This is a genomic window from Exiguobacterium sp. s143 (genome assembly GCF_018618895.1).
Taxonomy (GTDB): Bacteria; Bacillota; Bacilli; order Exiguobacteriales; family Exiguobacteriaceae; genus Exiguobacterium_A; species Exiguobacterium_A abrahamii.
The window spans coordinates 1-23,707 of the sequence record NZ_JACSMX010000006.1; the positions used below are offsets into that span (position 1 = coordinate 1).

Annotated in this window: 25 protein-coding genes; 6 read left to right on the plus strand and 19 right to left on the minus strand. The window is 36.0% G+C overall.

The window, feature by feature from the left end:
• Nucleotides 1–377 (plus strand): IS30 family transposase (locus KNQ03_RS15215; RefSeq protein ID WP_214725392.1); only part of this gene is annotated, 377 nt, incomplete at its 5' end.
• A gap of 135 nt (nt 378–512) precedes the next feature.
• Here the strand turns inward: KNQ03_RS15215 and KNQ03_RS15220 are convergent.
• The 5 genes from KNQ03_RS15220 to KNQ03_RS15240 all read right to left on the minus strand — a co-directional run bounded on the left by KNQ03_RS15220 (nt 513) and on the right by KNQ03_RS15240 (nt 4,782).
• On the minus strand, nt 513–1,754 hold the full coding sequence (locus KNQ03_RS15220) for an MFS transporter (protein WP_214725393.1): 1,242 nt from the start codon (nt 1,752–1,754) through the stop codon (nt 513–515).
• 38 nt (nt 1,755–1,792) lie between these two features.
• Nucleotides 1,793–2,302 carry an adenylyltransferase/cytidyltransferase family protein gene (locus KNQ03_RS15225; protein ID WP_214725395.1) on the minus strand — a complete coding sequence of 170 codons (510 nt, stop codon included), beginning with the start codon at nt 2,300–2,302 and terminating at the stop codon, nt 1,793–1,795.
• On the minus strand, nt 2,295–3,278 hold the full coding sequence (locus KNQ03_RS15230) for a phosphotransferase (RefSeq protein ID WP_214725397.1): 984 nt from the start codon (nt 3,276–3,278) through the stop codon (nt 2,295–2,297). The genes KNQ03_RS15225 and KNQ03_RS15230 overlap by 8 nt, the downstream gene beginning before the upstream one ends.
• On the minus strand, nt 3,275–4,495 hold the full coding sequence (tyrS, locus tag KNQ03_RS15235; RefSeq protein ID WP_214725399.1) for a tyrosine--tRNA ligase: 1,221 nt from the start codon (nt 4,493–4,495) through the stop codon (nt 3,275–3,277). Before tyrS ends, KNQ03_RS15230 begins: the two co-directional genes overlap by 4 nt.
• Before the next feature lie 83 nt (nt 4,496–4,578).
• Entirely contained in the window at nt 4,579–4,782 is a 204-nt protein-coding gene (locus KNQ03_RS15240) for a hypothetical protein (RefSeq protein WP_214725401.1), read from the minus strand.
• A 175-nt stretch (nt 4,783–4,957) separates the two neighbouring features.
• Here KNQ03_RS15240 and KNQ03_RS15245 point away from each other — a divergent pair, with 175 nt between their 5' ends.
• Complete coding sequence (locus KNQ03_RS15245) at nt 4,958–5,824, plus strand: helix-turn-helix domain-containing protein (protein WP_214725403.1); 867 nt, start codon at nt 4,958–4,960, stop codon at nt 5,822–5,824.
• A gap of 114 nt (nt 5,825–5,938) precedes the next feature.
• Here KNQ03_RS15245 and KNQ03_RS15250 read toward each other — a convergent pair whose 3' ends face one another.
• Nucleotides 5,939–6,637 (minus strand): 4'-phosphopantetheinyl transferase family protein, encoded by a 699-nt coding sequence (locus KNQ03_RS15250; protein ID WP_214725405.1) that lies wholly within the window; start codon nt 6,635–6,637, stop codon nt 5,939–5,941.
• Nucleotides 6,638–6,842: 205 nt separating this feature from the next.
• On the opposite strand from KNQ03_RS15250, the gene KNQ03_RS15255 reads away from it, so the two are divergent.
• From KNQ03_RS15255 to KNQ03_RS17305, 3 genes are all read left to right on the plus strand, one after another.
• Nucleotides 6,843–7,823: a hypothetical protein gene (locus KNQ03_RS15255; RefSeq protein WP_214725407.1), complete on the plus strand. Its 981-nt coding sequence runs from the start codon at nt 6,843–6,845 to the stop codon at nt 7,821–7,823.
• Between the two features lie 139 nt (nt 7,824–7,962).
• The gene (locus KNQ03_RS17300) at nt 7,963–8,472 is read left to right on the plus strand and encodes a helix-turn-helix domain-containing protein (protein WP_483298107.1); all 510 of its coding nucleotides are present in this window, start codon (nt 7,963–7,965) and stop codon (nt 8,470–8,472) included.
• On the plus strand, nt 8,472–9,308 hold the full coding sequence (locus tag KNQ03_RS17305; RefSeq protein ID WP_483298108.1) for an IS3 family transposase: 837 nt from the start codon (nt 8,472–8,474) through the stop codon (nt 9,306–9,308). The genes KNQ03_RS17300 and KNQ03_RS17305 overlap by 1 nt, the downstream gene beginning before the upstream one ends.
• Before the next feature lie 98 nt (nt 9,309–9,406).
• Here the strand turns inward: KNQ03_RS17305 and KNQ03_RS15265 are convergent, their stop codons facing one another.
• Nucleotides 9,407–10,255 (minus strand): hypothetical protein, encoded by an 849-nt coding sequence (locus KNQ03_RS15265; RefSeq protein ID WP_214725411.1) that lies wholly within the window; start codon nt 10,253–10,255, stop codon nt 9,407–9,409.
• A gap of 307 nt (nt 10,256–10,562) precedes the next feature.
• Here KNQ03_RS15265 and KNQ03_RS15270 point away from each other — a divergent pair, with 307 nt between their 5' ends.
• Entirely contained in the window at nt 10,563–11,318 is a 756-nt protein-coding gene (locus KNQ03_RS15270) for a hypothetical protein (RefSeq protein ID WP_214725412.1), read from the plus strand.
• Nucleotides 11,319–11,382: 64 nt separating this feature from the next.
• On the opposite strand, the gene KNQ03_RS15275 is transcribed toward KNQ03_RS15270, so the two are convergent.
• The 12 genes from KNQ03_RS15275 to KNQ03_RS15330 all read right to left on the minus strand — a co-directional run bounded on the left by KNQ03_RS15275 (nt 11,383) and on the right by KNQ03_RS15330 (nt 23,478).
• The gene (locus KNQ03_RS15275; protein ID WP_214725415.1) at nt 11,383–12,186 is read right to left on the minus strand and encodes a hypothetical protein; all 804 of its coding nucleotides are present in this window, start codon (nt 12,184–12,186) and stop codon (nt 11,383–11,385) included.
• On the minus strand, nt 12,183–12,962 hold the full coding sequence (locus KNQ03_RS15280) for a ParA family protein (protein WP_214725417.1): 780 nt from the start codon (nt 12,960–12,962) through the stop codon (nt 12,183–12,185). The genes KNQ03_RS15275 and KNQ03_RS15280 overlap by 4 nt, the downstream gene beginning before the upstream one ends.
• Nucleotides 12,959–13,645 carry a DUF3102 domain-containing protein gene (locus KNQ03_RS15285; protein ID WP_029343472.1) on the minus strand — a complete coding sequence of 229 codons (687 nt, stop codon included), beginning with the start codon at nt 13,643–13,645 and terminating at the stop codon, nt 12,959–12,961. Before KNQ03_RS15285 ends, KNQ03_RS15280 begins: the two co-directional genes overlap by 4 nt.
• Nucleotides 13,629–14,444, minus strand: coding sequence for a ParA family protein (locus tag KNQ03_RS15290; RefSeq protein WP_371743274.1), 816 nt, complete (start codon nt 14,442–14,444; stop codon nt 13,629–13,631). The genes KNQ03_RS15285 and KNQ03_RS15290 overlap by 17 nt, the downstream gene beginning before the upstream one ends.
• A gap of 622 nt (nt 14,445–15,066) precedes the next feature.
• On the minus strand, nt 15,067–16,143 hold the full coding sequence (locus KNQ03_RS15295; RefSeq protein ID WP_214725422.1) for a hypothetical protein: 1,077 nt from the start codon (nt 16,141–16,143) through the stop codon (nt 15,067–15,069).
• A 1,129-nt stretch (nt 16,144–17,272) separates the two neighbouring features.
• Complete coding sequence (locus KNQ03_RS15300) at nt 17,273–18,706, minus strand: hypothetical protein (RefSeq protein ID WP_214725423.1); 1,434 nt, start codon at nt 18,704–18,706, stop codon at nt 17,273–17,275.
• A gap of 165 nt (nt 18,707–18,871) precedes the next feature.
• Entirely contained in the window at nt 18,872–19,183 is a 312-nt protein-coding gene (locus KNQ03_RS17110; protein WP_371743275.1) for an SDR family oxidoreductase, read from the minus strand.
• A gap of 456 nt (nt 19,184–19,639) precedes the next feature.
• Complete coding sequence (locus tag KNQ03_RS15310) at nt 19,640–20,155, minus strand: DinB family protein (RefSeq protein ID WP_214725425.1); 516 nt, start codon at nt 20,153–20,155, stop codon at nt 19,640–19,642.
• Between the two features lie 79 nt (nt 20,156–20,234).
• A complete protein-coding gene (locus tag KNQ03_RS15315; RefSeq protein WP_214725427.1) occupies nt 20,235–21,140 on the minus strand; it encodes a helix-turn-helix transcriptional regulator in 906 nt (301 codons plus the stop codon).
• A gap of 680 nt (nt 21,141–21,820) precedes the next feature.
• The gene (locus KNQ03_RS15320; protein ID WP_055966353.1) at nt 21,821–22,066 is read right to left on the minus strand and encodes a DUF2164 family protein; all 246 of its coding nucleotides are present in this window, start codon (nt 22,064–22,066) and stop codon (nt 21,821–21,823) included.
• A gap of 109 nt (nt 22,067–22,175) precedes the next feature.
• A complete protein-coding gene (locus KNQ03_RS15325; protein ID WP_214725429.1) occupies nt 22,176–22,589 on the minus strand; it encodes an SRPBCC family protein in 414 nt (137 codons plus the stop codon).
• A 109-nt stretch (nt 22,590–22,698) separates the two neighbouring features.
• Nucleotides 22,699–23,478 carry a hypothetical protein gene (locus KNQ03_RS15330; RefSeq protein WP_214725431.1) on the minus strand — a complete coding sequence of 260 codons (780 nt, stop codon included), beginning with the start codon at nt 23,476–23,478 and terminating at the stop codon, nt 22,699–22,701.
• Nucleotides 23,479–23,707: the final 229 nt, after the last annotated feature.

Below are 23,707 nucleotides of genomic sequence, written 5' to 3' on the forward strand. Positions count from 1 at the left end.
TCGCTGTACCGATGGAAACTCGGTCCGCTCAATCGATGGAGTCTGCGATTCAAGCATTACATCTTTCCTTCCCGTTGGGAACGTTCCAAACTGCGACGACAGATCGTGGAAAAGAGTTTAGCTGTCATGAACGAATTCGTGACACGTTAGGCTTACCCATGTATTTTGCAGATCCGTATTCTTCTTGGCAGCGTGGTAGTAACGAGAACGCCAATGGTCTTCTCCGTGAATTTTTCCCGAAGGGGACAGATTTCGGAAAGGTCAGTCGTTCTGAAATCGCTCAAGCGCTCGCCTGGATTAATGGGAGACCACGAAAATGTCTTAACTGGAAAACTGCATACGAGGTCTTCACGGAAGAAGTGTTGCACTTAATTTGACAAACCGTCTTATCTAAAGAAAAAACAAGTTTTTCCGTTTGATTTTGCTCTTTATTTTGTGCAGAATATTCACTATTAAGCTCGATCTGTTCAAGAATTTGATTCCAATAGTTTTTCTTTTTTAGCTCACTCACTTTAACCATTTACTTCACTCCTTAGTTCACTATTCTGTTCACTCATTTTTTTATTTTTCATATGCGCAAAGTAAACCAATAAACAATAAACGATACTTACACAAAATACTACTGGCCATATGAGTTTGACATTGAACAATCCGATGTAGAAACCACCTAATAATGGTCCAGTTGTTAATCCAGCACTTTTGATTACACTGAATAATCCGAAAACTCTTCCGCGAAACTGACTTTTTGTATTATTGGCTATAAATACTTCACTATTGGTAGATGTAAGTATTTCCCCAATTGTCCATATAACTGTTGAAATTACGAGCATAGTCACACTATCAGCAATAAATATCATTCCGAATCCGATTCCTAACAACGCTCCGGATAAGCCCATATTTTTCGAACTACTATTATTTTTTGTGAAATACGTGATAACTGATGTCAAAAGGACTACTGTGAAGCCGTTGATTGCCATCAACATTCCAAATAATGCTGGGCCGTTCTCATGGAAAGTATTTAAGTGTATAGGTAAACTAAAACTGTGCTGAGAGTAAATAACATAGTACAAGTACATACAAGTCAGCATAAATAAGATCGCAGTATTTTTGGATAGGAAGGAGTATACTGATCCTTCTACCTTATCTTTAGAGTCATTACTGATTGGAGCCGCTCTCAGTTTTGGTTTGTTAGGAATAAACAATAGATATAGTGTAATGGCGATAACTAATGTAGCTGCATCTCCTATAAATAGATAGTGCGGGTACTTTTGATATAAAAGACCAGCAATTAACGGACTTATACTCATCGCTAAGTTAATTGAAAGGTACATTAATGAGTAAACAGCTTGTCGATTCTCTCTTGTGGAGACATCTGCTAATAATGATCGTAACGATGGGCTCGCTACCGCACCTAAAAACATAGATAACATTAATAAGAAAATCAGTAATTTATCAAAACCGATAAAAGCACAGATTACGAAAATTAGAGCTTTTAAAGCTAAAACGGTTATGATAACCGCTTTTCTTGAGTTACTATCGGCTAGCTTTCCACCTATTAATGATCCTGGAATATAAAGAATAGTGACAATCGTGATCCAAATACCTGCCTCTGACGGCTCGATTCCAAGTGATAAAGTTAAAATAAACGTCAAGAAAGGAATAACAAAATTTCCTGTGCTATTAATAAATTCACCAATTATAAGTACATACGCCTCTCTAGGTAGCCCTTTATATTGAGTCATTATTTTCTTCAATCCATGACCTCCTTATTGATAAGATATAAATATTGATTCTATGATTTAATGCTATTTAGATCTTCTTTTACATAACTTAAAATACTCTCAGGTAATTGTTCTTTGTACTTATCAAATTCTTTTCGAATCATTGTAGAAGAAATGTTCCGTTTTACTCTGTCTTTGTCGTAGATTACATTTTCAATCCCTAGATATTCTGACAAATGAGTGGCGTAGTCCTCTGAAGAAATAATGTGAGTCAATTCAATTCCGTTCATTACTTTTTCTAAATATTTTTCTTGTAGGTTTCTAACATAAGGAGTGTCCTCATGTTCGTTCGGTGCATTCCATCCGTCAATAACTACAACATTTTCATTGGCAAAAGTATTTCGGATCCATCCTGCTCTTTGATTTAAAGGAATGTTTGTTTTATCTGGACAATGATAGACCACTACATATAGCTTATCCACTACAGTAAGAGCAAATTTTAACAGATCAATATGACCTAAATGAAAAGGTGCAAATTTTCCAATTACTAAACCAATTTTTAAATTATTGTCTTTATTCATCATTCAACGCCCCTGACGATAAAATAATTTTAATGACTTCATATTCCTCATTACTTTGAATATATACACTTCTTTCTTCTTCAATCATTCGATAATATGCATACATAAAGACGGATCTTTTTAAAGCCATTACAATCACTAATTCCTTCTCTTGATCACTTAATCTACGAGTTTCAGGTGTATTTTCATAGCATTCTAAAAATCGTTGAATATGGTCATGATCTACTTTTCCAGTTGGTTGAATAATGAATTCTTTTACTACTGTTCCAATGTCGCTAATTCTGTATGATTGATGCATATCATCAAAATCTACAATCACAAACTCAGTTTCCGATAGCTGCATGACGTTACTTGGAGAAAGATCATCATGGATAATTGTTGCCATCATTTCATCAAATTTAATTTCTTTGAAGCACTTCGCTAGTACACCTAAAGCTTGGTTTATAATCACATCGTTCGTACTTAGATTAAAGACATTCACAAACTCTAATCCAAACGCATTAAATCTCTTTTTGTTTCCTGGATCGAAGGAGGACAAGCCATTGTGAATTTCTGATAGTAGTCCAGCCAAATTTAATACCATTTCTGAATCATAAGGTAAATATTTTACCTCTGTTCCCTCTATAGCTTCAAAGAGCATTACAGGAAAACCATTTACCAATAACGGCTCTATTCCATAGATTTTTGAAATACAATTGATGTCTTCTTTAAGAAGTTTATTCAACACTGCTGCCTCATATTTTCTTTCGCTTAAATCACCAGATGTATAAATTTTTGCAAAAAATTTCCCTTTATCTGTTGTTACAATTAAATTTTTATTCTGCGTCTCATGAATATTAATAGGTTGATAAGCATTTGCTAAAATACCGTATTCGTTCTTCATTTCTAAGAAAAGATTTGAAATAAATTTCTCATTTAAAGTAAACCTATTATCATGAGTACTTTCAGTTAAATTAACTTGACTCACATTACTCATTTGTAGACAACCTCATAAAATCTTTTCTTTCCGATTTTGATTTTAAGTTCATCCATTTTCTCTAAATCAAACTTCTTCTCTTCGTCCTCAATTTTTTCTCCATTAACTGAAACTGCTTTTTGAATAATTAAACGACGCACGTTGCTCTTCGATTCATTAGGCATACAGTGAATAATCAATTCCATTAATGAAATTTCCTTTTGATTGCTTTCGATAATTTCTGCGTCTTTTGAGAAGGTTTTTTTACTAAATGTATTAATAAAGCTCTCATATTCTTTTATAGCTGCTTCAGGTCCGTAGAAAATTTTTGTAATCTCTTGAGCAGTGAATAATTTAGCTTTCATAGGATTGTTTAAGATATCCAATTTCTTTATTTCGTCAAGCGGAATGCGAGTATTATTTACCAAAATAACTTCAATCATTTCATCTGGTTGTGCCATGATTTGACCAAATAGCGTTTTAGGATCTGTCCCAAGAAAAACTCCGGTTTTGTTGGTTTTCGACATCAATGTTCCATTTTTTGGATTCTCCATAAGGTTTACAGCTACAACAAACTTGTCCTTATCTTTGAATTTTTTTAATAAATCTCGTCCTGCAAGTGCATTAAAAATTTGATCGGTTCCACAAAGTTCGACATCAACATCTAGAGCTACGCTATCGTATCCCTGGAACATAGGATATAAAAATTCGTTAAGAAAAATTGGTTTTTGTGAAGAGATTCGCTTCTGGAACATATCTCGTTCAATCATTTGTTGCACGGTCGAGTTAGAAAACAATTCTAAAAGCTCAGTTACAGAAAATTCATCAAACCACGTGCTATTGTATACAACTTGTGCAGGATTTTCTTCACAGTTGAAATTGATCAAGGAAGAAATCTGGTTCACCCAACTTTCTGCATTTTTCTTAGCCGTTGCTCTAGTTAATTTTGATCTTGCAGAGGATTTTTCACTAGGATCTCCAATACATGCTGTTAAATCACCAAATAGAACAAATACTTCGTGACCAAGCTGACGAAATTCTTCTAATAGTAAAAAGTTTTTTGCATGACTAAGGTGCAATGAATCACCTGTTGGATCTGCTCCGATATAAATCTTAAGTTTTTTATCTGACAATAATAACTCACGGAACTCTTCTTCTGATGGAAGAATTTGTTTGATTACACCTCTGTTTAAAATCTGATTGACCAAAGTTTTCTTTTCAACTGAACACTTATTCATAGTAACCTCCAAAATTAATTTGTTATAATTTATTTGTATTATCCAGGAAATCATTTTATGTTGTGAAGTTTCTCTTTATTGACTTAAAAAATCTCAGGCATATCTCTTGCAGATTGATTCACAATTTCATCACTTGCAAGTTCTGTTGTAGTGCTATTTACTACTGTATTGTTATGATATGTAAACGTACTAATAGCTGATCCTTTTAATTCGTCAATCTGTTGATTAAGCCCAGCATTAATTCCGATAGACAATCCTACTGATAAAACAACTAATAATTTTTTCACTTCAATACCCCCGAGTTTTCTTTTTACCAAAATCGTTTTAAAATATATTTCATGACCACTTATTTCTTAGGTCTGTAAAATAAATCTCAATTCGTTTTGACTACATTTTTATGGTAAATGATTTTTTTTAACTGTTTTATGCGGAATAAACATATTTTAAGCAGGTGGTACATTTATGGATAATTATTCTCTCGGAAAAACAATAAGTAAGATAAGAAAGTCTAGGAAAATGTCGCAATCAGAATTAGGAGAATGGGTTGGAGGACAATCAATTATTAGTCGTATCGAGAATGGTTTAGTTCTTCCTTCACTAGACACTCTTTTGATCATTTCAAATCGCTTGGATGTCTCGATTGAATATCTTTTAGAAAGTCTTCGCGCAACTAATTCATTACAAATCACTGAATCCAAGAAAAAGTTACGATATTTACTCGAGCATAATTCTTACGAAGAAGCTCTTAACATGAGTAAAGAGGAAAGAAAAAAGTTCAAAGAGGATATTGAATACTTGGCTTATTTAGACTGGATCGATGCAGTATCAGAATTTAAATTAAAAAAAATTCATCATCAACAATGTGTAGAAAAATTAGAGAATATTTTAAATAGAGAAGACACTCTCTACGCGGATCGAAATCTTTTTCTATATGTAAGAAGTTCAATAGCAACTGTTTATCTTAGTGTGGGTAATTTTAAACATGCCATTCGCAACTATGAAAAAATTATTGAATCTGAATTTCAATACACTGACGATAACTTTAAAGTAATCGTTTTATACAACTATGCTAATGCTTTAAAAAGAAACAAAAATTATTTAAAAGGACAAGAAATCACAGAGAAAGCAATAGCTCTTGCTAAAATATCAGGTAAATCTGTAGTGCTAGGACCTCTTTATTACATTTTAGGTGAGTGTAAGGAAGGACTAAATTTTCCGGATGCTGAAGTAAAGAACTGTTTTGAAAAAGCTGTCGAATTTTTTAAAGCTTTTGATCGACAGGATCTTATCGAAATAACAAAAATTGAGCAAAATAAATACTTTAATTGAGTACATGATAATGATTTCATTTTTATAAAAACTCAAAAATATCCCCTTCAAAAATAAGAAAGAAAAAGTCTTTCTTATTTTTGAAGGGGATATTCGTATCATTACTTTAGAAGGTTATTTTTCAATCATAAATGCTTTTAGTAATGTTTCTACTGTTAAATCAATTCGTTCTATATTTATGTTTTTAGGACTGCATATAGCCATAATGTAATCTTTTATTGAATCGATTATACAGAAATGATATTCATAGTTTACTTTAAATGATGTTTCTTTTAAATTCCAATTATGATTTTCATAAGAAAAATAAGTTCCCTTAGTATCATAGTTCAAACCGACTCCTAAGCACTTTCCGAATGCCTCTTTAAGACACCAAAATTTGTAGTAAGTATTGTTTTTTTCAAACTGATTTAATTCGTCAATCCAACCTAACTCTTGTGGATGTAAGATTCTATTCATAAAATTGCAGTCATCTTTACTGACTAATTCTATATCTATCCCAATTTCCGAATCACTGATTGCACACACAATATAATGTTCTGAATGAGTCACATTAAAAAAGATATTTTGAAACGATTTTAAGTATGGTTTCCCAAATTCGTTTGTTCGAAAGCTTATTTCCTCACTCCTTATATCGTAGTTGTCGAATATACAATACCTCATGAGTAGCTCAGATAAAATACTTATTGATTTATCATTAGTAAATTTGAGTTTATTGATTTTTTCTTTTCTATCGTTAGATACTTGATGTTTATAATTCAAAATATCATTGAATATTTCATTATTATCTAGGTTCATTACGTAAAGTTTAATCATAAATCTTCCTTCTTCCCTCTATACCACTTAAATTTAAGTGATTTTTCATTGAATATTCGCAAGGTAAATTTTAAGTTCATACATCACTTTAGTCTATTGTATCTATTTGATGAAACAAGAAAGCTTAAATAAAAGATATCATTTCTTTATATTTTTTTGATGACCTGAATTTCCAACTAACTTTAATATTAAGGATGGTGTTTCCATGAATTATAATGGACTCGATGAAATACAAACACAAAATATTATTTTGAAAAATTCAAAAAAATTAGAGGATTTATACAGAAAATACTATATAGATAGAGTTCAAACTCTAAACCAAGACTCTTTTAATGCTAATCCAGCGCCATATCGATTTTACTATGAAAGTAATTGTTCTATCTTAGCTTTAATTTTTCCTGAAGAATTCAATATGAAGAACGATTTAAAAATATATTTTTTATCTACCCCAGGTGAAAGACTAGCCAATGCTTACGTCGTGAATGAAGAAGATTTACAAAATCTAGATTCATATAGATATGAAAGTTCATTTATTTACGAAAAAATTTTTCCGAAGTTTGATTACAACTCTTCCCAAGTCCTTTTCCAAGAAGAAGAAAGAATTAAAGAAGATGTCTACAAAAAGTTATCTATTGTTTCTTATGATATAGAATATCTAGCATCAATATATGAAACGAGCATGAGAACTGAAACTATAAATAGAATTAAAGAAGATATTCAAAAATACAAAGAAATTGATCGAACACTAATATCTTACTTTGCTCAGAATGCTACTCAATTCCCTTTCTCTATTATAGATTTAAATCCATTGATGGAGATTGTAAATGATTTAGACTTCACTTATCAATTGGAACAGGCAATGGCTGCTTACAGACAGAATTTATTTTTACCATCTGCTGCAACTTTAGGAGTATGCCTTGAGACAGTATGTTCAAAAATTTGTGAAGAACATTCCATTAACGTTAAAAATAGTGATACTCAATTAGGAAAACTAATGAAACTTCTTTATGAAGATCCTAATACACGAATAATAACTAGACGAGACAATGGTCGACTTGAAGTAGCCTACAAAATGCGAAATTTAGCATCTCATAGCAGTCCTGGAGCAGTACTAAAAGGGGATTGTCATTTTATGTTGGAAGTAATAGCTGACATCGCATATAAATATTTAAAGCGAATAGAGTAATTTTGTATCCCTTTAATATTGGATAGCTGTATGATACTAATTAATTCCAATTATTTTTTTAAATAAAAGAGCATTCTTAATAAGTGAACTGTCCCATAAAAGTTGGACTTAAAAATCCAACTTTTATGGGGTATTTTTTATGGTCAAATATACTAAGGCATTTAAGATCAAGGTTGTTGAACGTTATCTGATGGGACGAGACGGATACCAGATTATGGCGGAGGAATTCGGGATACGACCTGAACGAGTCCGTGAGTGGTCACATCTCTATGAACGTTGGGGAGAGACGATCTTCGATCCTTCCTATACAACACACTCGCCGGCATTTAAACGGGAGGTATTAAACGACATGGCGACCAACGGACTGTCCTACATAGAGGCAGCCGTAAAATATCGAATTTCCTCCCCGGGGATGATCTCGAACTGGCGATCGACGTATGAACGGGAAGGGACCGCAGGTCTGGTCGCTAGACCGAAAGGACGTGCCCCGATGGCAAGACGCAAGAAGAAAGATTTTGAAGAGATGACAGAAGTCGAGAAGCTCAAGGAGCGGGTCGAGTATCTCGAGATGGAGAGCGCTGCGCTAAAAAAATTGAGAGTCTTGGTTCAAGAAGAGAATGCGCGACGAACCGGATCAAGGCGCAAGTAATCGATGAGTTGCGGGCGGTCTATCCCGTCCCGGGACTCCTCCGCGTGCTCGGTATGGCACGAAGCGTTTATTACTATTGGCGGACGCGCCTGACGGGCGAAGACAAGTATGCGGAGGTAAAGGCTATCCATTTCCTCTTCCACGAACACGAGGGGCGATGTGGCTATCATCGCATCCACGCACTTCTCGAACGCCAAGGCTTCCAGCACGATCCGAAGACCGTGCGCCGTCTCATGAATGATCTCGGTCTCAAGTGTCTCGTCCGCATGAAGCGATACCGCTCCTATAAAGGACGGGTCGGAGAGGTCGCGCCGAACCTTCTCCAAAGGAACTTCAAGGCCACCGGCCTGAATCAGAAATGGGTGACTGACGTCACTGAGTTTCACCTGTTCGGGGAGAAGCTCTATCTCTCGCCGATGATGGACTTAGGAAACCGTGAGATCATTGCCTATACCATGTCGGACCGCCCCACATACGGGTTCGTTGGCGAAATGTTGGATCAGGCAATCAGTAAGCTCAACGGGAAAGCACGACCAATTCTTCATTCCGACCAAGGTTGGCATTATCAGTATCGAGCGTTCACGGGTACGCTCCACGAGCATGGCATCACGCAAAGTATGTCCCGTAAGGGCAACTGTCTCGACAACGTAGCCATCGAAAGCTTCTTCGCCGTACTCAAGTCAGAGCTCCTGTATCTCAAGGAGTTTGATGACATGGATCACTTCAAATATGAGCTTGAGCGTTACATCGAGTACTATAACCATCGTCGTATCAAGAGACGACTAAAAAACCTGAGCCCGGTGAAATACCGGACTCAGGTCCTCAAGGTCGCCTGACAAATTATTTATTGTCTAACTTTTTTGGTTCAGTTCATAAGATGAATGCTCTTTAGTTTATCTTTGCTGATAATGAACAAGTATAAATACCATTACATTCACAAATAGTATTGTCTAACTTTTTTCCTCATTTTTTTAGGTCTTTTCGAAGTTAATCCCATAGCGAAGGTTAAACTAATGTATGCAGTTGTAAGTAAGCACACAATTATCATACCTACTTTGATTAAGTCTTTAGAAAAACTATAATTATAAAAATAAAACGGAAAAATAATTCCAACAACAGTTATAGAAACTAAATAAACAATTCCCAATGAATAAAATTTTTGATTCTTATGAGACGGTATCATAATAGCTTGATTAAATAACTGGTCTCTTTGGAATTTGGTTGAAATAATAAATTTTTTATACTGTTTCATTTCGTTGGAAGTAAACAAATTTGCAAACTTTCGATTTAGTTCTAAAGAATATTGTTCGATCGTTTGATTTTGAGAAAGAAATTCATATAATGCTTGAAATTCAGCCGACTCTGCCCATTTCCTTCTTAGATTGGACCAACGGATGAACGTTTCAAAATCTCTACTATACCTTAAAAATTCTGATTGCTTCTTTATTATTTTGACTGCTTTTTTATCCTTTTTATAATTTTTACGCATTTCAAGATAGTCTAGTGTAGATGTGTAAGGAAGCTGTATATGTCCAAATTGTCCATCTATATACATAGAATATCGATGTGATTCTTCTTCAAATTTTTTAATCTTAGTAATTAATTGAGATGATAAAGTATTTTGCTCTTTAAGAATCTCCATATAAAGTAACTCTATCTCAAACTCCATTTTCCGTTTACTTTCATTGATATTGTGGCTTATTGTAAGTAAAAACCCTCCTAAAATTGAAACAAACGTTGCGGTTACTCCAATCAATGCTATCAGTAAATCTGATTTTTCCATTTTCTACATCCTTTACATTAAAAATATACATACTTTTAGTTATTCATAATTGATGTATATGATTTATTTCTTACTTTTTTACTTTATTAATTAACAAAGGTTACATATTTTATTTCCTCCTATCATAATAAAATAACTATTCATAATTCTTATACAACAATTTAAAACTGTGGTAAGAAATTTTTTTCTATTATTTGAAACGAAAACATTTTTTATTTTAGTTTTCTTGGAACTTAAATGTGATAACCAAACTATTGATTAGTACATGATATACTAAGTCAAAATACACTTTAACGAGGTTTTAAGAATGTCATCTAACGAAATGAAAAATAAGTCATTCCGTCTATCTGAAGAAGTAACAGATAAGATTAGTGAATTACTTAAAGGTCGTCAAATCACGACAAATCAATTATTCGAAGAGTTTATTGTACTCGCTGAACAAAAGGAAATTGACCCCAAGCTTAGTGAAGAGGATGCTGTATTAGAAGCATCACTTAAGCAGATCACTCTTCTCTTTCATGAACGTGCAGCACGTCTTGAGACATTCCAACATGAAAATCAACGCATTCAATCGCGTCATTTAGATACAGTCACTAAGTTAGAGAGCGAAGTGCTCCAAGCTAAAGACGACTTAGAAGCAGAGTATTTAGAAAAAGTCTCTCTCTATCAGCAAGAACTCGAAGATCTGAAAGTAAAATTGGAACAGACAGAACATGAGTTAGTTCAGACAAAACAACAACAGGATAAACGCGAAGTATCTAACAAGGAAGAAATCACGTCATTAAAACGAGAAGTTTTTTATTTGGAAGGAAACATTACTAAACTTGAGGAAGAACGCAATCAATTGTATCGCCAAAACAAAGCCTTAACTGATCGAATCGATGAACTGAAAGCACGTAACGAGCGTTCTGAGCAGTTAGAAGAAGAAAATAGAAAATTGTCGTTAGCGTTAACCATTGCGCAGCGTGATCAAGAATCTTTTGAACGCCGCCTTCAAGAACAAATTGAGCTTGCTATTTTACGAGAGCGTACACAGACATCTCTCGATAGTAAAAATGAGTAATCGATTAAGCTGAAATCATAAAAAGACCGTTCTACTAGGATGTAGGACGGTCTTTGCTATCCAATTACGTGCGTAAGTATTGTTCTAATGCTGCTCGAATGATTTGATCGGGCTTCATGCCTTGATCTTGCGCTCGCTTTTTTAGCGTTTGGTATAGTGGATCATTTTTGTCAGAGAAATCTACATGGACGCGTGCTGGCTTTGGCTGTACAGGAGTTGCATCAATCACTTGTTGTTCTTTTCTTTCATTTAGCATTTTTTTCACTTCACGTAATTGCTCACGTGTCATTTCGTAGACCGTGAACTCCCCATCGTTTATCTTATACTTACGCTCTTCCAGTAACGCGACTTTTGGATCCTCTGGCCATGTTAATAGTTCAGCTAATTTAGAAGCACTGAAGTCCTGTTGAATCGCCTTGTCTAAGATCGTTGGTCCAAATACATTCCAAAATGAAATAAAACGACTGACTTGAGGTTGAGACATTCCAATATGATTTAAAAAATCTTTCCAACTTCCTTGCTCCTGTTGAAACGCCTTTTTAGTTTCACCATCACGGAATACTTCATTTGCATGGGCTAGAATACGACACTTCTCAACAAAACTTGTTGCTTGGATTGTATCAATGTGATTGTAATATTGAATAATACCTTCCATGTCTTCCGGAAGTCGTTTTGATAACACACGTGATAAGCCGACAGCTGGAAGCGACTGATACGGATTTGACATCGCAGGCGCAGCAAACTTCTTCACCGCTTCGACTTGCTCTTCTCGTAACGCTTCTGTGCTCTCTTCTTGAACAGGTGTTTCAGCTACTGTGCTCTGAAAGCTTTTGAACGTTGCTTGTCCTTTTTTACGTCGACTGCTCATAGTGAGAGTACCTCCTCTGCTAGCTGTAAGTAGGCATCTGTCGCTGGACTTTTATGGTCAATGACAGGACGTGCTTCTCGTTGTAAGGATTGAATCTTGACGATATACGGAATCGTTGTCAGTACAGGAATACCAACTTCTTCTCCTAATTCCTTTAACTCGTCCACTGTCGCCATATCCCCTTTAGAGCGGGCATTCACCATTGTGGGAATGAATGCTGAAATATGAATATCTTCTTTGTATCCATTTCTCATTTCTTCCAACTCTTCTGGAGCTGTGTAAACAGCATCCATCGAGAACTTCTGCATCTGTACCGGCATGACAATCCGGTCTTGAGCAACAAGAGCACAACGAGCGTATGGATTTAAAGCGGACGTTGATCCCGGGCAATCAATTAAACAAATATCAAATAAGTCTTCAAGTCGCGCTAGTTCTTCAATCAAGCGGTATTCATATCCCATCTGACTCGTCAGTCCGGTAGGAGAAGCAGAGCGACGCGTTGGTACTAAGTGAATCGTTCCTAGTTCATAATCACAGGTAACAATCACTTGTTCAATCGGTGCGTACAACGGATCGTATTCTTCAATCAGACAATCAAGGAGCACTTTTCCATCGTAATCATCGGTTAAGCCTAGTCCGTTTGTCGTCGATGCTTGGTCATCTGCATCAATGACTAGAACGCGCAATCCTTGGCGAGCATATGCGTGGGCTAGATTAATCGTGGTCGTTGATTTTCCGACGCCACCCTTTCGATTATATAAGGCAATTTTTTTCACTGTTCCTTCTCTCCTTCCACGATCTCACTCTGATCTTCAATAATGTTTCGCTGAATTGTCTCTTCGATCATCTTTGAAATGTATTCACTAATGCTGAGTCCTTTAGCACGCGCTAACACATGAATCTGTTCTGATGTTTCTGTAGGAACTCGTGTAGAAAGGACGGTCGATGTCACTTCCGGTTGTTGAAACGATTTGACTTTTACTTTAGGTGTCGTTGATCGAGCAGCACGAATTTCTCGTACTGTCGCACTGTCTAATGACTTCCGTCCTTCTTCTACAGGTAAACCATTTAAAACAACGTCTTCTGGGTCATCGACATACATCAGTTCGAATACTTTGGATGCAGGTAACGTTTGGAGTTGTTCTTCAAATGGTTCTAGAGTGTCAAACGCTTTAACATATCGGGAGGCGAGTGAATTGGACATGTTGACGACTTCTAAAAATGTGCGCCATTCTTGTTGATCATGCATTTCTGATTTAGCAATCGACAAGCGCTTACCAATCTCGAAAACAGAGATCGTTTGAATCTTAGCTAACTCCTTGATCTCGACTGCGAGATTTTCTAAATCGCGGGAAACCGGTAACTTCTGCACGACAGAACTCAGATCAGTCAATCCACTCCGATAAGGATGTTGATCCTGTGGTCTTACTTTATGGATTTGTTTATTCCGCGCTTTCATGTTTCGGACCTCCTGTCATCAAGAGTGCTAGTTCACGAAATGGTTGGGCCAGTTCCATGCCTTCCTTCGACTTGTACTGTAAAACACTCTTTCCGCTATCTGCTGCCTTTTCAATAAAAGCAGCACGTCGTACAGAGGGGAGAACATGTAATTGCTCTGTTGTTGCCAACTGTTTCATCGCTTCTGCGTATTCGCGATCGCCTTTTAAACCAAGATCGATTGCGACCGGCATAATGCCTGTTAGCTCTAGCGAAGCATTATAATATTTCTTCACTTGTCGAATCGTTCGAACCGTACTTCCTAACTGATCAAAGACAAGCTTTTTCGGCATAAATGGAATGATCACCTCGTCTGCACACGATAAAACGACTTTAGATAATTCATTGATTGAAGGGACTGAATCGAGAATGATCCAATCAAATTCATGGGCAAGAGGTGCTAATAAGTCTTTTAATAGAAAAATCTTATCTTGTTCAGATATTAAGTTAATTAAACGGGCATTTCGTTCATTGGAGGGAAGAAGACTAATATTATGTTTTTCATCATCAAATAAGATCTCTTCAATCGCTAATCCTTTCGCTTGGACGTCGTACAGCGTCATGTATTGAATCGTATCTGACTCTTTCAGCATTAATTTACTTAATGATCCCTGCGGATCTAAGTCAACGAGAAGCGTCCGATAACCGAGTTCTCCAAGGGCATGACCCATATTGAGCGAACAGGTTGTCTTCCCGGATCCTCCTTTTGATATGTAAAACGTCATAATATTCATCATCTCTCTCCTTTCTTCATTCATCATGGCACATGAAATTAATAATTTCAATGATTATCAGCACTCAAAAGATAATATGAACGTAATTTTATGTATACATCATTAAATAGACTGTAAACATTTCGACATCGAAATGTTTACAGTCTATTTAATCTTTCCTACTTAGATGTTTTTATCTACGTTTTTAAAATGCTTCTCCCTATTTTAATTTTTATTCTTCATCATAATAAGCCGTGATCTACCAGATTATTATCATTCAAAACATTGATAGAGATTAAAAAGATTAATAAAGAATTAATAAGAATTGGAAAAAGACTTCACCGCCTTAATCCTGCAATACCAACAAAAATAAGACATTTTGCGATTCGGGAAACGAACAGCACAATTTGTAGAAATTCAAAGAGTGTTGTTTTTTGTGAATTCATTCAATGATTTTGTTCGGAATTAGTTGAATAAGCAACACAAGAAACTGATTTTTTAACAACAGAATTTGTTTTTTTTCCTAAATAGTATGGCATATTGATATTGTCTTTGAATGGATTAATAAAATGAGTAGCATGACGATGAATTCGATCAAAAAGACTTAAAATGGCGCGGTTTTGTTGTCTTTTCACGATTATTTTCAAAAAAAAGCATGACAAATAGACCATCATGCAATGGCCAATTTTTCCGATACGACTCGGAGTCGTTCGTTTAGATAGAGGATTGGTGATTCAAAGAAGAGGCGATAGAGTTCTGCATCTTCGAGACGGTCCCCGTATTGGTAGAAATCGTTTCGAATCGAACGAATGACTGCATCACAGGCAGCAAATCCGTACGTATCACTCAACGACTGCAGCGATGTTTGCGGAACTTCCAATGCATCAAAATCTACGTAGTCACGAGCGACTTCTCGAAGATCGAACCAACTAATTAATGTACGCGCCCGTTCCGCTTCCCGGATACGCTTACTGTTAATTTGGTCTTCGAGTTTCACGTGAAACATTAAAGGACGTGTTACGGTATGTATGCGCTTCTTAAGCGAGACGTTCTCTTTGACAGCAGTTAAGAAATCTTTCGTGTTCTCAACCAAATGCACATTAAAGAACTGCGATAGTTGATCAAGCATACCTTTTACAGCCAAACGGTGTCCACAGTAACGCGGTAAGAATCCGCGTACTTCATCATAGGTTAAAGTTGCCTTCTCCTGAGACTGAACATTCACATCTCGTTCTACTTGTACAAGAGCACGTAACGCAACCCGAAGGATATTCACATGATCAATATCCATCAATTGACGCACCATCCCACACCAAAGAGACGTATAACCAGTCTTCGATGTATACGTACCGCCTTCTTCAAAGAGGTCACGGTAGTTTTCGAGATAATCTACGAGTTCAATGGTGACAACTCCGGAGAAATGAATCGAGTAGCGAATAAGTCCAGCCGATTCAAATAGGCGTAGGTTATTGTGTAACGATCGCATTGACGTACGCGCATAGTGAGCCAATACTTCACTTTCCATCAAGGAGAGAACACCTTGATCATCGCAATGTGATAAAAGCGTCAACAAATGACGAATACGAGATTTTGTCCACTTCAATGCCAAGAAAGGTCCTGGAATGTTATAGTGATGCTGTTCATATAAGAAACTGTCTTGACGTTTTGTCCAACGTGTTAAGCCGCTCATCGCGATCAGTAATTTATTAGCGACCAATACGTGACGATTTTCATGTTGAAATGACATACCTACACCTCCCCTACTCTGAACTGTTATTACTAGTATCCTGTTCAGAAAAGGAACTGTCAAAACGCGTTTTCGGTACGGTCAAAAACGACCAATGGTCTACAAACGTTGATATGAAGCCGTTTTCAGGTACAAAAAAGATGTCATTTCAGTACGGTTAAAAACGACCAGAATCTCTGAAATCCTTATATGATGCGCTTTCTAGAGGTTTATCTCGAGTAAATTCATACATATAGCGATGCAATATGTCATTCTGGTACGGTATTTAGCGACCAAATGATTAAAAATGTTATTTCAGTACGGGATAAAGCGACTAAAATGTCCAAAAGTGTCGTTTGAGTACGGTATATGACGACCAAATGGATAAGATAGTCGCTTTAAAATAATTTTTAAAAAGTGTTCTAAAGTGCAAAATGGTCATTCTGGTACGGGAGACAACGACCAAAACCACAAAACTGTTGTTTTGGTACGGTGATCGACGACCTAAATCGATGAAGTGTTGTTTCGGTACGGTCAAATCCGACAAAAATGCTAAAAATATAAGAAAAAATGCTGTTTCAGTACGATAAATATCGTCTGAATTTAAAAAATGGTCGTTTTCCGACACGATTCGACATGTATGATCAGTAAATATTCTGGAGAATAAGACATCCAATTATACGTGAATTCTTACAACAGTAAGAAAAATAGAAAATTATTAAAGAACGTATGTTCCTATTTTATATTTTGTTACTTCATATACGACCATCTATGTTGGTACTACATTACAGATCTTTTGATATGATCGTTTATATAAGTACATGATTGTGATTAGCAAAGTGTACATGAGCATGGCTGAGTGCTTAATGCTTAATGCTTAATGCTGCTTATTTTTGATTATTGTATTGCTGTTAAAGCGATCATATTTTTCAATGGCAACATGACACGATAGTTAATCTCGATTTAATAGGACAAAGACAATGTAGGCTAGGCATATGAGAAAAAACGCTTATTTACTATCATATAGTTTCAAGGAGAATTATAACTAGTATTCAAAAGAGCGTACGAGATTCATAATCTCATACGCTCATTTATTTGAATTTATGAAGAATGGAAGAAGACTACTTTCTATTGATCTGTTCGATATTCCTTATAGGAGAAGGGCATTGCGGCGATCATCATGTTCCCAGCGTTCCAAGGGATGGAAGTACAAGAAATAGTAGTCACCGGACCGATGCCAATCTTGAATGATAAAATCAAGTTCTTTGATACGATCCAAGTTAGTTTCAAGCTCTTTCAAGTTTTCTGCTTTTCGACTCTTATTAAATCGAATCGAGTGTGTAAACTGGCGCCAATGCCGTTTCGCGGGCATTGCTTCGTTTAACTGATACGAGTTAAGTCGTTCCTTTTGAAGTACAAAGGATAAATGATAAGCGAACGTTCCTTTTAATCGCTCAATCTGTTCTCCATAGATACTGATGATCTGTTGTTTTAACAAATCATCATAGACTTCCTCTGAGACAGTGACAGTAATTTGTGTGTCCCTTTTAACAGAAGAAGCATTACTAATTTTAACAGAGGAGAAGAGACCGAAGATCGAGAGATCCCCTTCCTCATTTCTAACCGCTACGCGATAATAACCGAGTTTTACAAGACGTTGGGTTGTGAGGGTATAGCTTTTCCCGCTATCGTTCCCATAAATCTTTTTAACAAGTTTTGAGATTGGGAAGACGATCTTTCGACTCGTTTGAAACGTCACATCTCGATATGACAGAATCTCGTTAAAGGCCTCAAAATCACGAGCATCAAGATCCGGGACTTTTCCGTCGAGTTCTGCAAGAAACTCGTTACTGACGAGAACCGATAAATTCGCCGGGATACCTTGTTTGTATTTAGGAACGACAGCGGAGAAGTCATGGAGGTCAAGAGATAAGTCCGTCAACATACCCTCTCCTTGATTGAACTTTTCCGTCGTATTTTTCATGCGATCAGCGATTCCAAAGAACGGTACCGTAATCGAGGTAGAAGTGGCAACGTGTGCTTTTGGTTGCGCACGTTTCAATTCCTTCGCAACCTCGCCAATAACCATTAGAATATCGGTCCGCATCGTTGTCGTTTGCTGATTCTTCGTCTTTTGTCCCCAGTGCGGATACGTATGAATCAGCAAGTTGTTATTTTCAGCCCATTCTTCAAGTTCCAGTATGTGTTCTTGCATCAAATTCTCAACACTATCAGCAGAGAACTTTCGCTGGAAACCTTCTTTTCCCGCAATGTCCCAATACTCAAGGTACATTTTATGAAGGCCACGTAGTTCTTTCATCGGACCTTTGTTCTCAACATAGTTTTTTACGGCTGCTCGTACCCAGCGCCGTTTCAATTTCTTAAAGGAATAATAACGAAGCTTGGTATATACATCTTCTTCATTTTGAAATTCATAAAATTCTTCATAAAGTTGATTGACATAGGCTTCGACATCAATGATATCAATGGAGATTAGTTGTTCGGTAACATCGTTCTCGAGCAGTGTCTTTGCTGCTTGAGAGACAACAAGCTGTCTATGTTGGATGGATGAGGTAGAGTCCATAATGCACGCCCCCTTAATTCGATATAGCTAGCATAGCATGTCTGAAGAGTAGTAGGGAAATTAGATAAAAGTGTGCGCCGGCGCACACTTTTTGAAAAAAGATATCGATTTAAATCGTTTGGCCGTTATCAATCACAAAGACTTGTCCCGTTATGGACGATTGTGTCACTGGAATAGAATAGCCTCTGCGATATCCTCCGGTGTGGAGATTCTCTTTAAGGGAAGGTTACCTGCTAAACTATGCATCCGTTCCTCAATCCCAGCCCACCAATGCGTGGCGACCGCTTCAGAAGAGATACAATTAACGCGAATGTCAGGTGCGAGTGAGATGGCAAGTGAATCTGTCATTGTATGAGTGGTCAATTTCGTGGTGAATAAGGAATGAAAGAACCGATACCGTATGCTCTCCAAGATGACGATTGCATCTTCGAATTGTTTTTTCATATGTGGGATGACAGCCTCTAAGAAAGGGAACATACTTTTTACATTAACTGCAATGTAGAGACTCTATATTTTTCCGTCACCTCATTCACAGGAGTTTGAGAAGTAATGCTTTCGTTGCTCACTAAAAACTAATCCTCCCAAACATAGAGATGGTATAAGAGATTACATCTAAAGCCTCACGTTCTTACGAAACATCAGCCTGATACGTATAAATTGGGAAAACATAAAGTAGATAAGGTTTCACGTGAAACAAAACTGTATATACTGCGAAGAAACCTTTTAAAGAAAATGAGTTGATCGATTAGAGAATAAATTAGTTGATGAAACATGTATGAAACGAAATTGCGCCTCCGATTTTTATTCTTAGGATATAGTTCGTGTATCTTCAAGGCTTACCATAAATCATATAAGCAAAAAAGTGTGCGCGGCGCACACTTTTTTGCTTTAAAACAGAATTTCTAATTGATTACTAACTATTAGTACGTCCCTTCATAATGTAGCTGTTGTGTCTTCATACCAAAAAAGAGAATAATCCGTCATGAGTGAAGTTTCATTTTGTTGTCTAAGCATGGTAGTGATATTCCCTAAATGGTACGTCCCATGGTTAGATACGTGTAAGAGAATTTCTTCAAAGGTTGTTTGCCGCGTACCAGACCAAGGGTTGTTTACATCTATCATCACAGTGAGGTCTAAGTTTTTGTTTAAGAAGGTTTGATATTTTGATCCGACATTTTTGAATGCCATTTTGAATTCTTCAATTGTATATTCATCAGTGAACGGTATTTGACTCATCACATCTTGTAATGCTTGTTGAAGATCTACTTTTTCTAGAATTTGAATCCACATGGTATCAACAGCAAGAATATGGCTAAGTGTTTTAGCAATACTGGGATAAGAGCTTTTTATCTCATTTTTTAAAATTTCTTTCGGTAATTCATTTAGATGATCTAACATCGTGTTCATTGCCCATTCATGATAAGAAATCATTGTTTTTCCCGCGTTCATTTAAATCGCTCCTTTAATAGTAGTAGTATTTGTTGTCTAACTATGTTGATTATAAAAAAGGATATATGACAACTGATTGTCATATATCCTCATATAATCTGACTATTTTTTTAGCTTCATTTTTTAAAACATCCTGTAAGTACAAAGGATGAATAACAACGACTCCTGATCTAAAACTTAATAATATGTTAATAAGCCATTCTGCATTTAAGGGTGTGGGCAACATCAATGTCACGGTAACACTCCCATCTTCTTCTTGAATCATCGATTGATGGTTAAAATAATTCAATATTAAATGGATGGATTGAGGATGGACACGTAGAATGATACGTTCTTTTGGGGGATCAACTAATGGACTCTCTTTCGGTAAAGAATGAGAATCCATATTAGAGGTAGTCAATCTCTGAAGATGAAGGATATGCGATACTTTAAACTCTCGATAGTCATTTCTTAAATGACAATAAGCGTATAAGTACCAAGTCCGGAATTTATACTGTAGAGAAAGCGGATCGACCTCTCGCGTAGTCTGTTCATTTTGAGCACTAATATATTGAAAGCTAATTCGTTTGGATTCTTTAATGCTTTTTTGTAGATCAATTAAATCAGAAGGATCAACAGAAAAATGCGTTAAATCAATGTGTAAGTAGTTCTTTTGTTCTTCTTCTGTGAGAATAGATAAGCGATCAAGTGTTTTTTTGAGATCTTGATCATTTAATTGATCCGATAAGCTTTTTACTAAAGATAATACCTCAACCATAGAAGAAGTATCTAAAAACGTTTTATCCCATTTGTAGTTCTCCATAATACCAAATCCGCCGTTTGTTCCATGGTATGAGGTAATTGGAATACCGGCTGCACTGATCGTTTCGATATCTCGATAAATCGTTCTTTGAGAGACATTTAATTCCTCGGCTAATTGTGTCGCAGAAATAGTAGAGCGATGTAATAATTTAAAAATAATAGCTAGTAAACGTTCAAGTTTCAATGTATTCTCCTTTACGCTAAGCACAATAACGGTTTTGTTATGTATTTCTTCTTTTAAGTATATAAGATTTATTTACAAAAAAAATTGAAAAACACTTTAATAACGTTAAAAAAATACAAAATAAAAAGTATGCGCCGGCGCATACTTTTTATTATTTCACTCACCATAATCTTAATAAAAATATTTAAATATACATTTAACCCGAAATGTTCATTATACCTATTCCATTTTATAATGCATTGGGTAGTAAAGCTTAAGCATCTAACACTGTAAAATAAAAAACGGATATTTATAAAAAAATGTATACTCCATCTTGGAAATCTAAAAGCAAGGGTTTCGTTTAAGAATCAAAGTATGTTAGAATTCAGGTCAATTCAACTATACATTTTAGTTCAGCTAAAAGGAGAGTGGCGGAGATGGATCAGATCGCATTCTTAGAAGTTTTAGGTAATATCTTTTTTATCATGGTCGTTCTCTATTTTATCTATAAAATGATTCAATATATTCGATTGAAATGATCCTACAGTACATATAGATTAGATTAAATAAGTAAGATATAGTGATTTACATAAATAAAACTCTGTATGATATGTTTTGCATAATAGTAAACAAAAATTAAAAAGTGTGCGCCGGCGCACACTTTTTAATTAGAACAGAATGAAATGATGTCTCTATCATCATTATTTAGATAGTGGACGTTCAAGCGTTAACAATTCATCATCTAATGAAGAGAATTGGTTTAACACCGCTGCATGAGCATCTTGTATCCCCACATTATAAAAATGAACGGCAATCGATTCTTTAATGAAATCCAAAACACGTTCTGCGGCGAACTCGGATAATTCTTCATCGCGCTCTTCTAGGAAAAAATCTTGAATGGACTGAATAATTTGTTGGTGCTGTTCTTTGTTAAACCGATCAAACATGACGACACTTCCTTTTGCTTTAATAATGTCTAACCTAAAAAAACTATACGGGAGGTCGTCTTGAAATCACAGACTATACTTTGGCAAAGAAAAATGTACACGCCTTTGATTAAAGAGTTTCTTTCAATTTTTGCAACATCCCATACCAGCCTTGGGACATGAAATTACGAACTTGACCTTGTGGTTGCTTTACCTTCGGGACAAGATCATTCGCATTTTTCCAACCGCTATGATTCACCGTAAAGATTGTAAGGTCATTCATTGTACTTAAAGAAAAAGTTACAATCCATCCATCCTCATCCCAACGGAATGACAATTCTTTCTCTGGCAGTACGCTGAGTACTGTACAAGGAGATGGACCAAAAGGGGATTGAAGATGAAACTCATATCCTGGACGTGCAATGAGATCATTCGGCATAAACCATTGTGATAGAGAACGAGCGGTTGAGATTCGATCCCAGACCTCTTCAATAGGAGCTTCAATGGAGACCGAATGATTGATGTCTTCTACAGCTTGATTCATGATATATTACCACCTAATCATTTTTTATTGATTTCATAAAGTAAAGTTGGATAAGAAAAAAGATACATGTATGAAAAATACGACATGCGAAAAAGATCTGACAAAGAAATCAGTTCCAATCACAAGCATTCCCGTCGTTATCACGGTCTAAGTCATGAGGATCGTTGACAGGACCTCCGGCAGCCAGATAAAAATCTTGAGCAGCCTGTGCGCTTGAAAAATCACCACAATCTCGATCTGCGCCATTCGGATCGTATTCTAACTCTGTTGCGACTTCTTCTTCTACATATTCTTCTTCAGGGATTTCCTCGTACTCCTCGTCAGCAAGGTTTTCCGATTCTTCCATCAAAGTTTCAATACTTGCTAAGGATGACTGGAGTTCATCCACTTTCTCTTCGGCCGCGATTCGTTTTGTCTCTTCTTCTTTCAATTCACTTTCAAGGGCAGAACGTTTGTCTGCTTCCTCTTGATAACTTTCAACCGCTTGTAGGCGTAGTTCTTCCTTGCGTGTTAACTCCTCTTTCAACTTTTTTATTTCTTGTTTCTGTTCTTTAAGCTTACGTTCTGTATTTTGCAAAGATGCTTTCAATTCCGTCGCTTCTTTTTTAAATGCAATTATCGTTTTCGAGTCTTGTGAAGAAGACTTGATTTCTGCCTTTTGCGTCTCTGTTCCTTTCACCATATAGATAGAAATTGCAAAAGCGATGAAAACACCTAGCCAAACAACAACCATGGGATATTTGACAGGACTGCGAAGTCTCGGTTTGAAGTAGAAGTATAGACCTAAAATAGTGATAAATAGACCAATGATACTCCAAAAGGTGAGGGTAAACAATAAAAGGTATACAATCGCAATCACGACAAGTAAGATTCCTTTTCTAACCTGCATAAGTTCGTCTCCTTTTTAATGAAATGTATACGTTACATTTATTTTACAGCTTAGTAAGAAAAAAACTACTCCAATAAGAATGATTTCCATATTAATTTGTTCTTTGAAATAAAGATATTTTTGTAGAAAAGCTAGGAGGGATTTTTATTTAATAGTGAATAAGGTTTCTCAAAATCTTTTTATGAAAACGGTCAAGATTTAATTTTTAAAAACATAATACTTATTTAGG

Excerpts from the sequence above, each read along its gene's own strand:
- KNQ03_RS15330 (WP_214725431.1), bottom strand. The coding sequence starts at position 23,478 with ATGCAGGTTAGAAAAGGAATCTTACTTGTCGTGATTGCGATTGTATAC.
- KNQ03_RS15320 (WP_055966353.1), bottom strand. The coding sequence starts at position 22,066 with ATGTTTGATCGGTTTAACAAAGAACAGCACCAACAAATTATTCAGTCC.
- KNQ03_RS15225 (WP_214725395.1), bottom strand. The coding sequence starts at position 2,302 with ATGAATAAAGACAATAATTTAAAAATTGGTTTAGTAATTGGAAAATTT.
- KNQ03_RS15265 (WP_214725411.1), bottom strand. The coding sequence starts at position 10,255 with ATGGAAAAATCAGATTTACTGATAGCATTGATTGGAGTAACCGCAACG.
- KNQ03_RS15275 (WP_214725415.1), bottom strand. The coding sequence starts at position 12,186 with ATGAGCAGTCGACGTAAAAAAGGACAAGCAACGTTCAAAAGCTTTCAG.
- KNQ03_RS15325 (WP_214725429.1), bottom strand. The coding sequence starts at position 22,589 with ATGAATCAAGCTGTAGAAGACATCAATCATTCGGTCTCCATTGAAGCT.
- KNQ03_RS15310 (WP_214725425.1), bottom strand. The coding sequence starts at position 20,155 with ATGAACGCGGGAAAAACAATGATTTCTTATCATGAATGGGCAATGAAC.
- tyrS (WP_214725399.1), bottom strand. The coding sequence starts at position 4,495 with ATGAATAAGTGTTCAGTTGAAAAGAAAACTTTGGTCAATCAGATTTTA.
- KNQ03_RS15295 (WP_214725422.1), bottom strand. The coding sequence starts at position 16,143 with ATGTCATTTCAACATGAAAATCGTCACGTATTGGTCGCTAATAAATTA.
- KNQ03_RS15300 (WP_214725423.1), bottom strand. The coding sequence starts at position 18,706 with ATGGACTCTACCTCATCCATCCAACATAGACAGCTTGTTGTCTCTCAA.
- KNQ03_RS15290 (WP_371743274.1), bottom strand. The coding sequence starts at position 14,444 with ATGATGAATGAAGAAAGGAGAGAGATGATGAATATTATGACGTTTTAC.
- KNQ03_RS15285 (WP_029343472.1), bottom strand. The coding sequence starts at position 13,645 with ATGAAAGCGCGGAATAAACAAATCCATAAAGTAAGACCACAGGATCAA.
- KNQ03_RS17110 (WP_371743275.1), bottom strand. The coding sequence starts at position 19,183 with ATGTTCCCTTTCTTAGAGGCTGTCATCCCACATATGAAAAAACAATTC.
- KNQ03_RS15230 (WP_214725397.1), bottom strand. The coding sequence starts at position 3,278 with ATGAGTAATGTGAGTCAAGTTAATTTAACTGAAAGTACTCATGATAAT.
- KNQ03_RS15270 (WP_214725412.1), top strand. The coding sequence starts at position 10,563 with ATGTCATCTAACGAAATGAAAAATAAGTCATTCCGTCTATCTGAAGAA.
- KNQ03_RS15245 (WP_214725403.1), top strand. The coding sequence starts at position 4,958 with ATGGATAATTATTCTCTCGGAAAAACAATAAGTAAGATAAGAAAGTCT.
- KNQ03_RS17300 (WP_483298107.1), top strand. The coding sequence starts at position 7,963 with ATGGTCAAATATACTAAGGCATTTAAGATCAAGGTTGTTGAACGTTAT.
- KNQ03_RS15255 (WP_214725407.1), top strand. The coding sequence starts at position 6,843 with ATGAATTATAATGGACTCGATGAAATACAAACACAAAATATTATTTTG.
- KNQ03_RS15250 (WP_214725405.1), bottom strand. The coding sequence starts at position 6,637 with ATGATTAAACTTTACGTAATGAACCTAGATAATAATGAAATATTCAAT.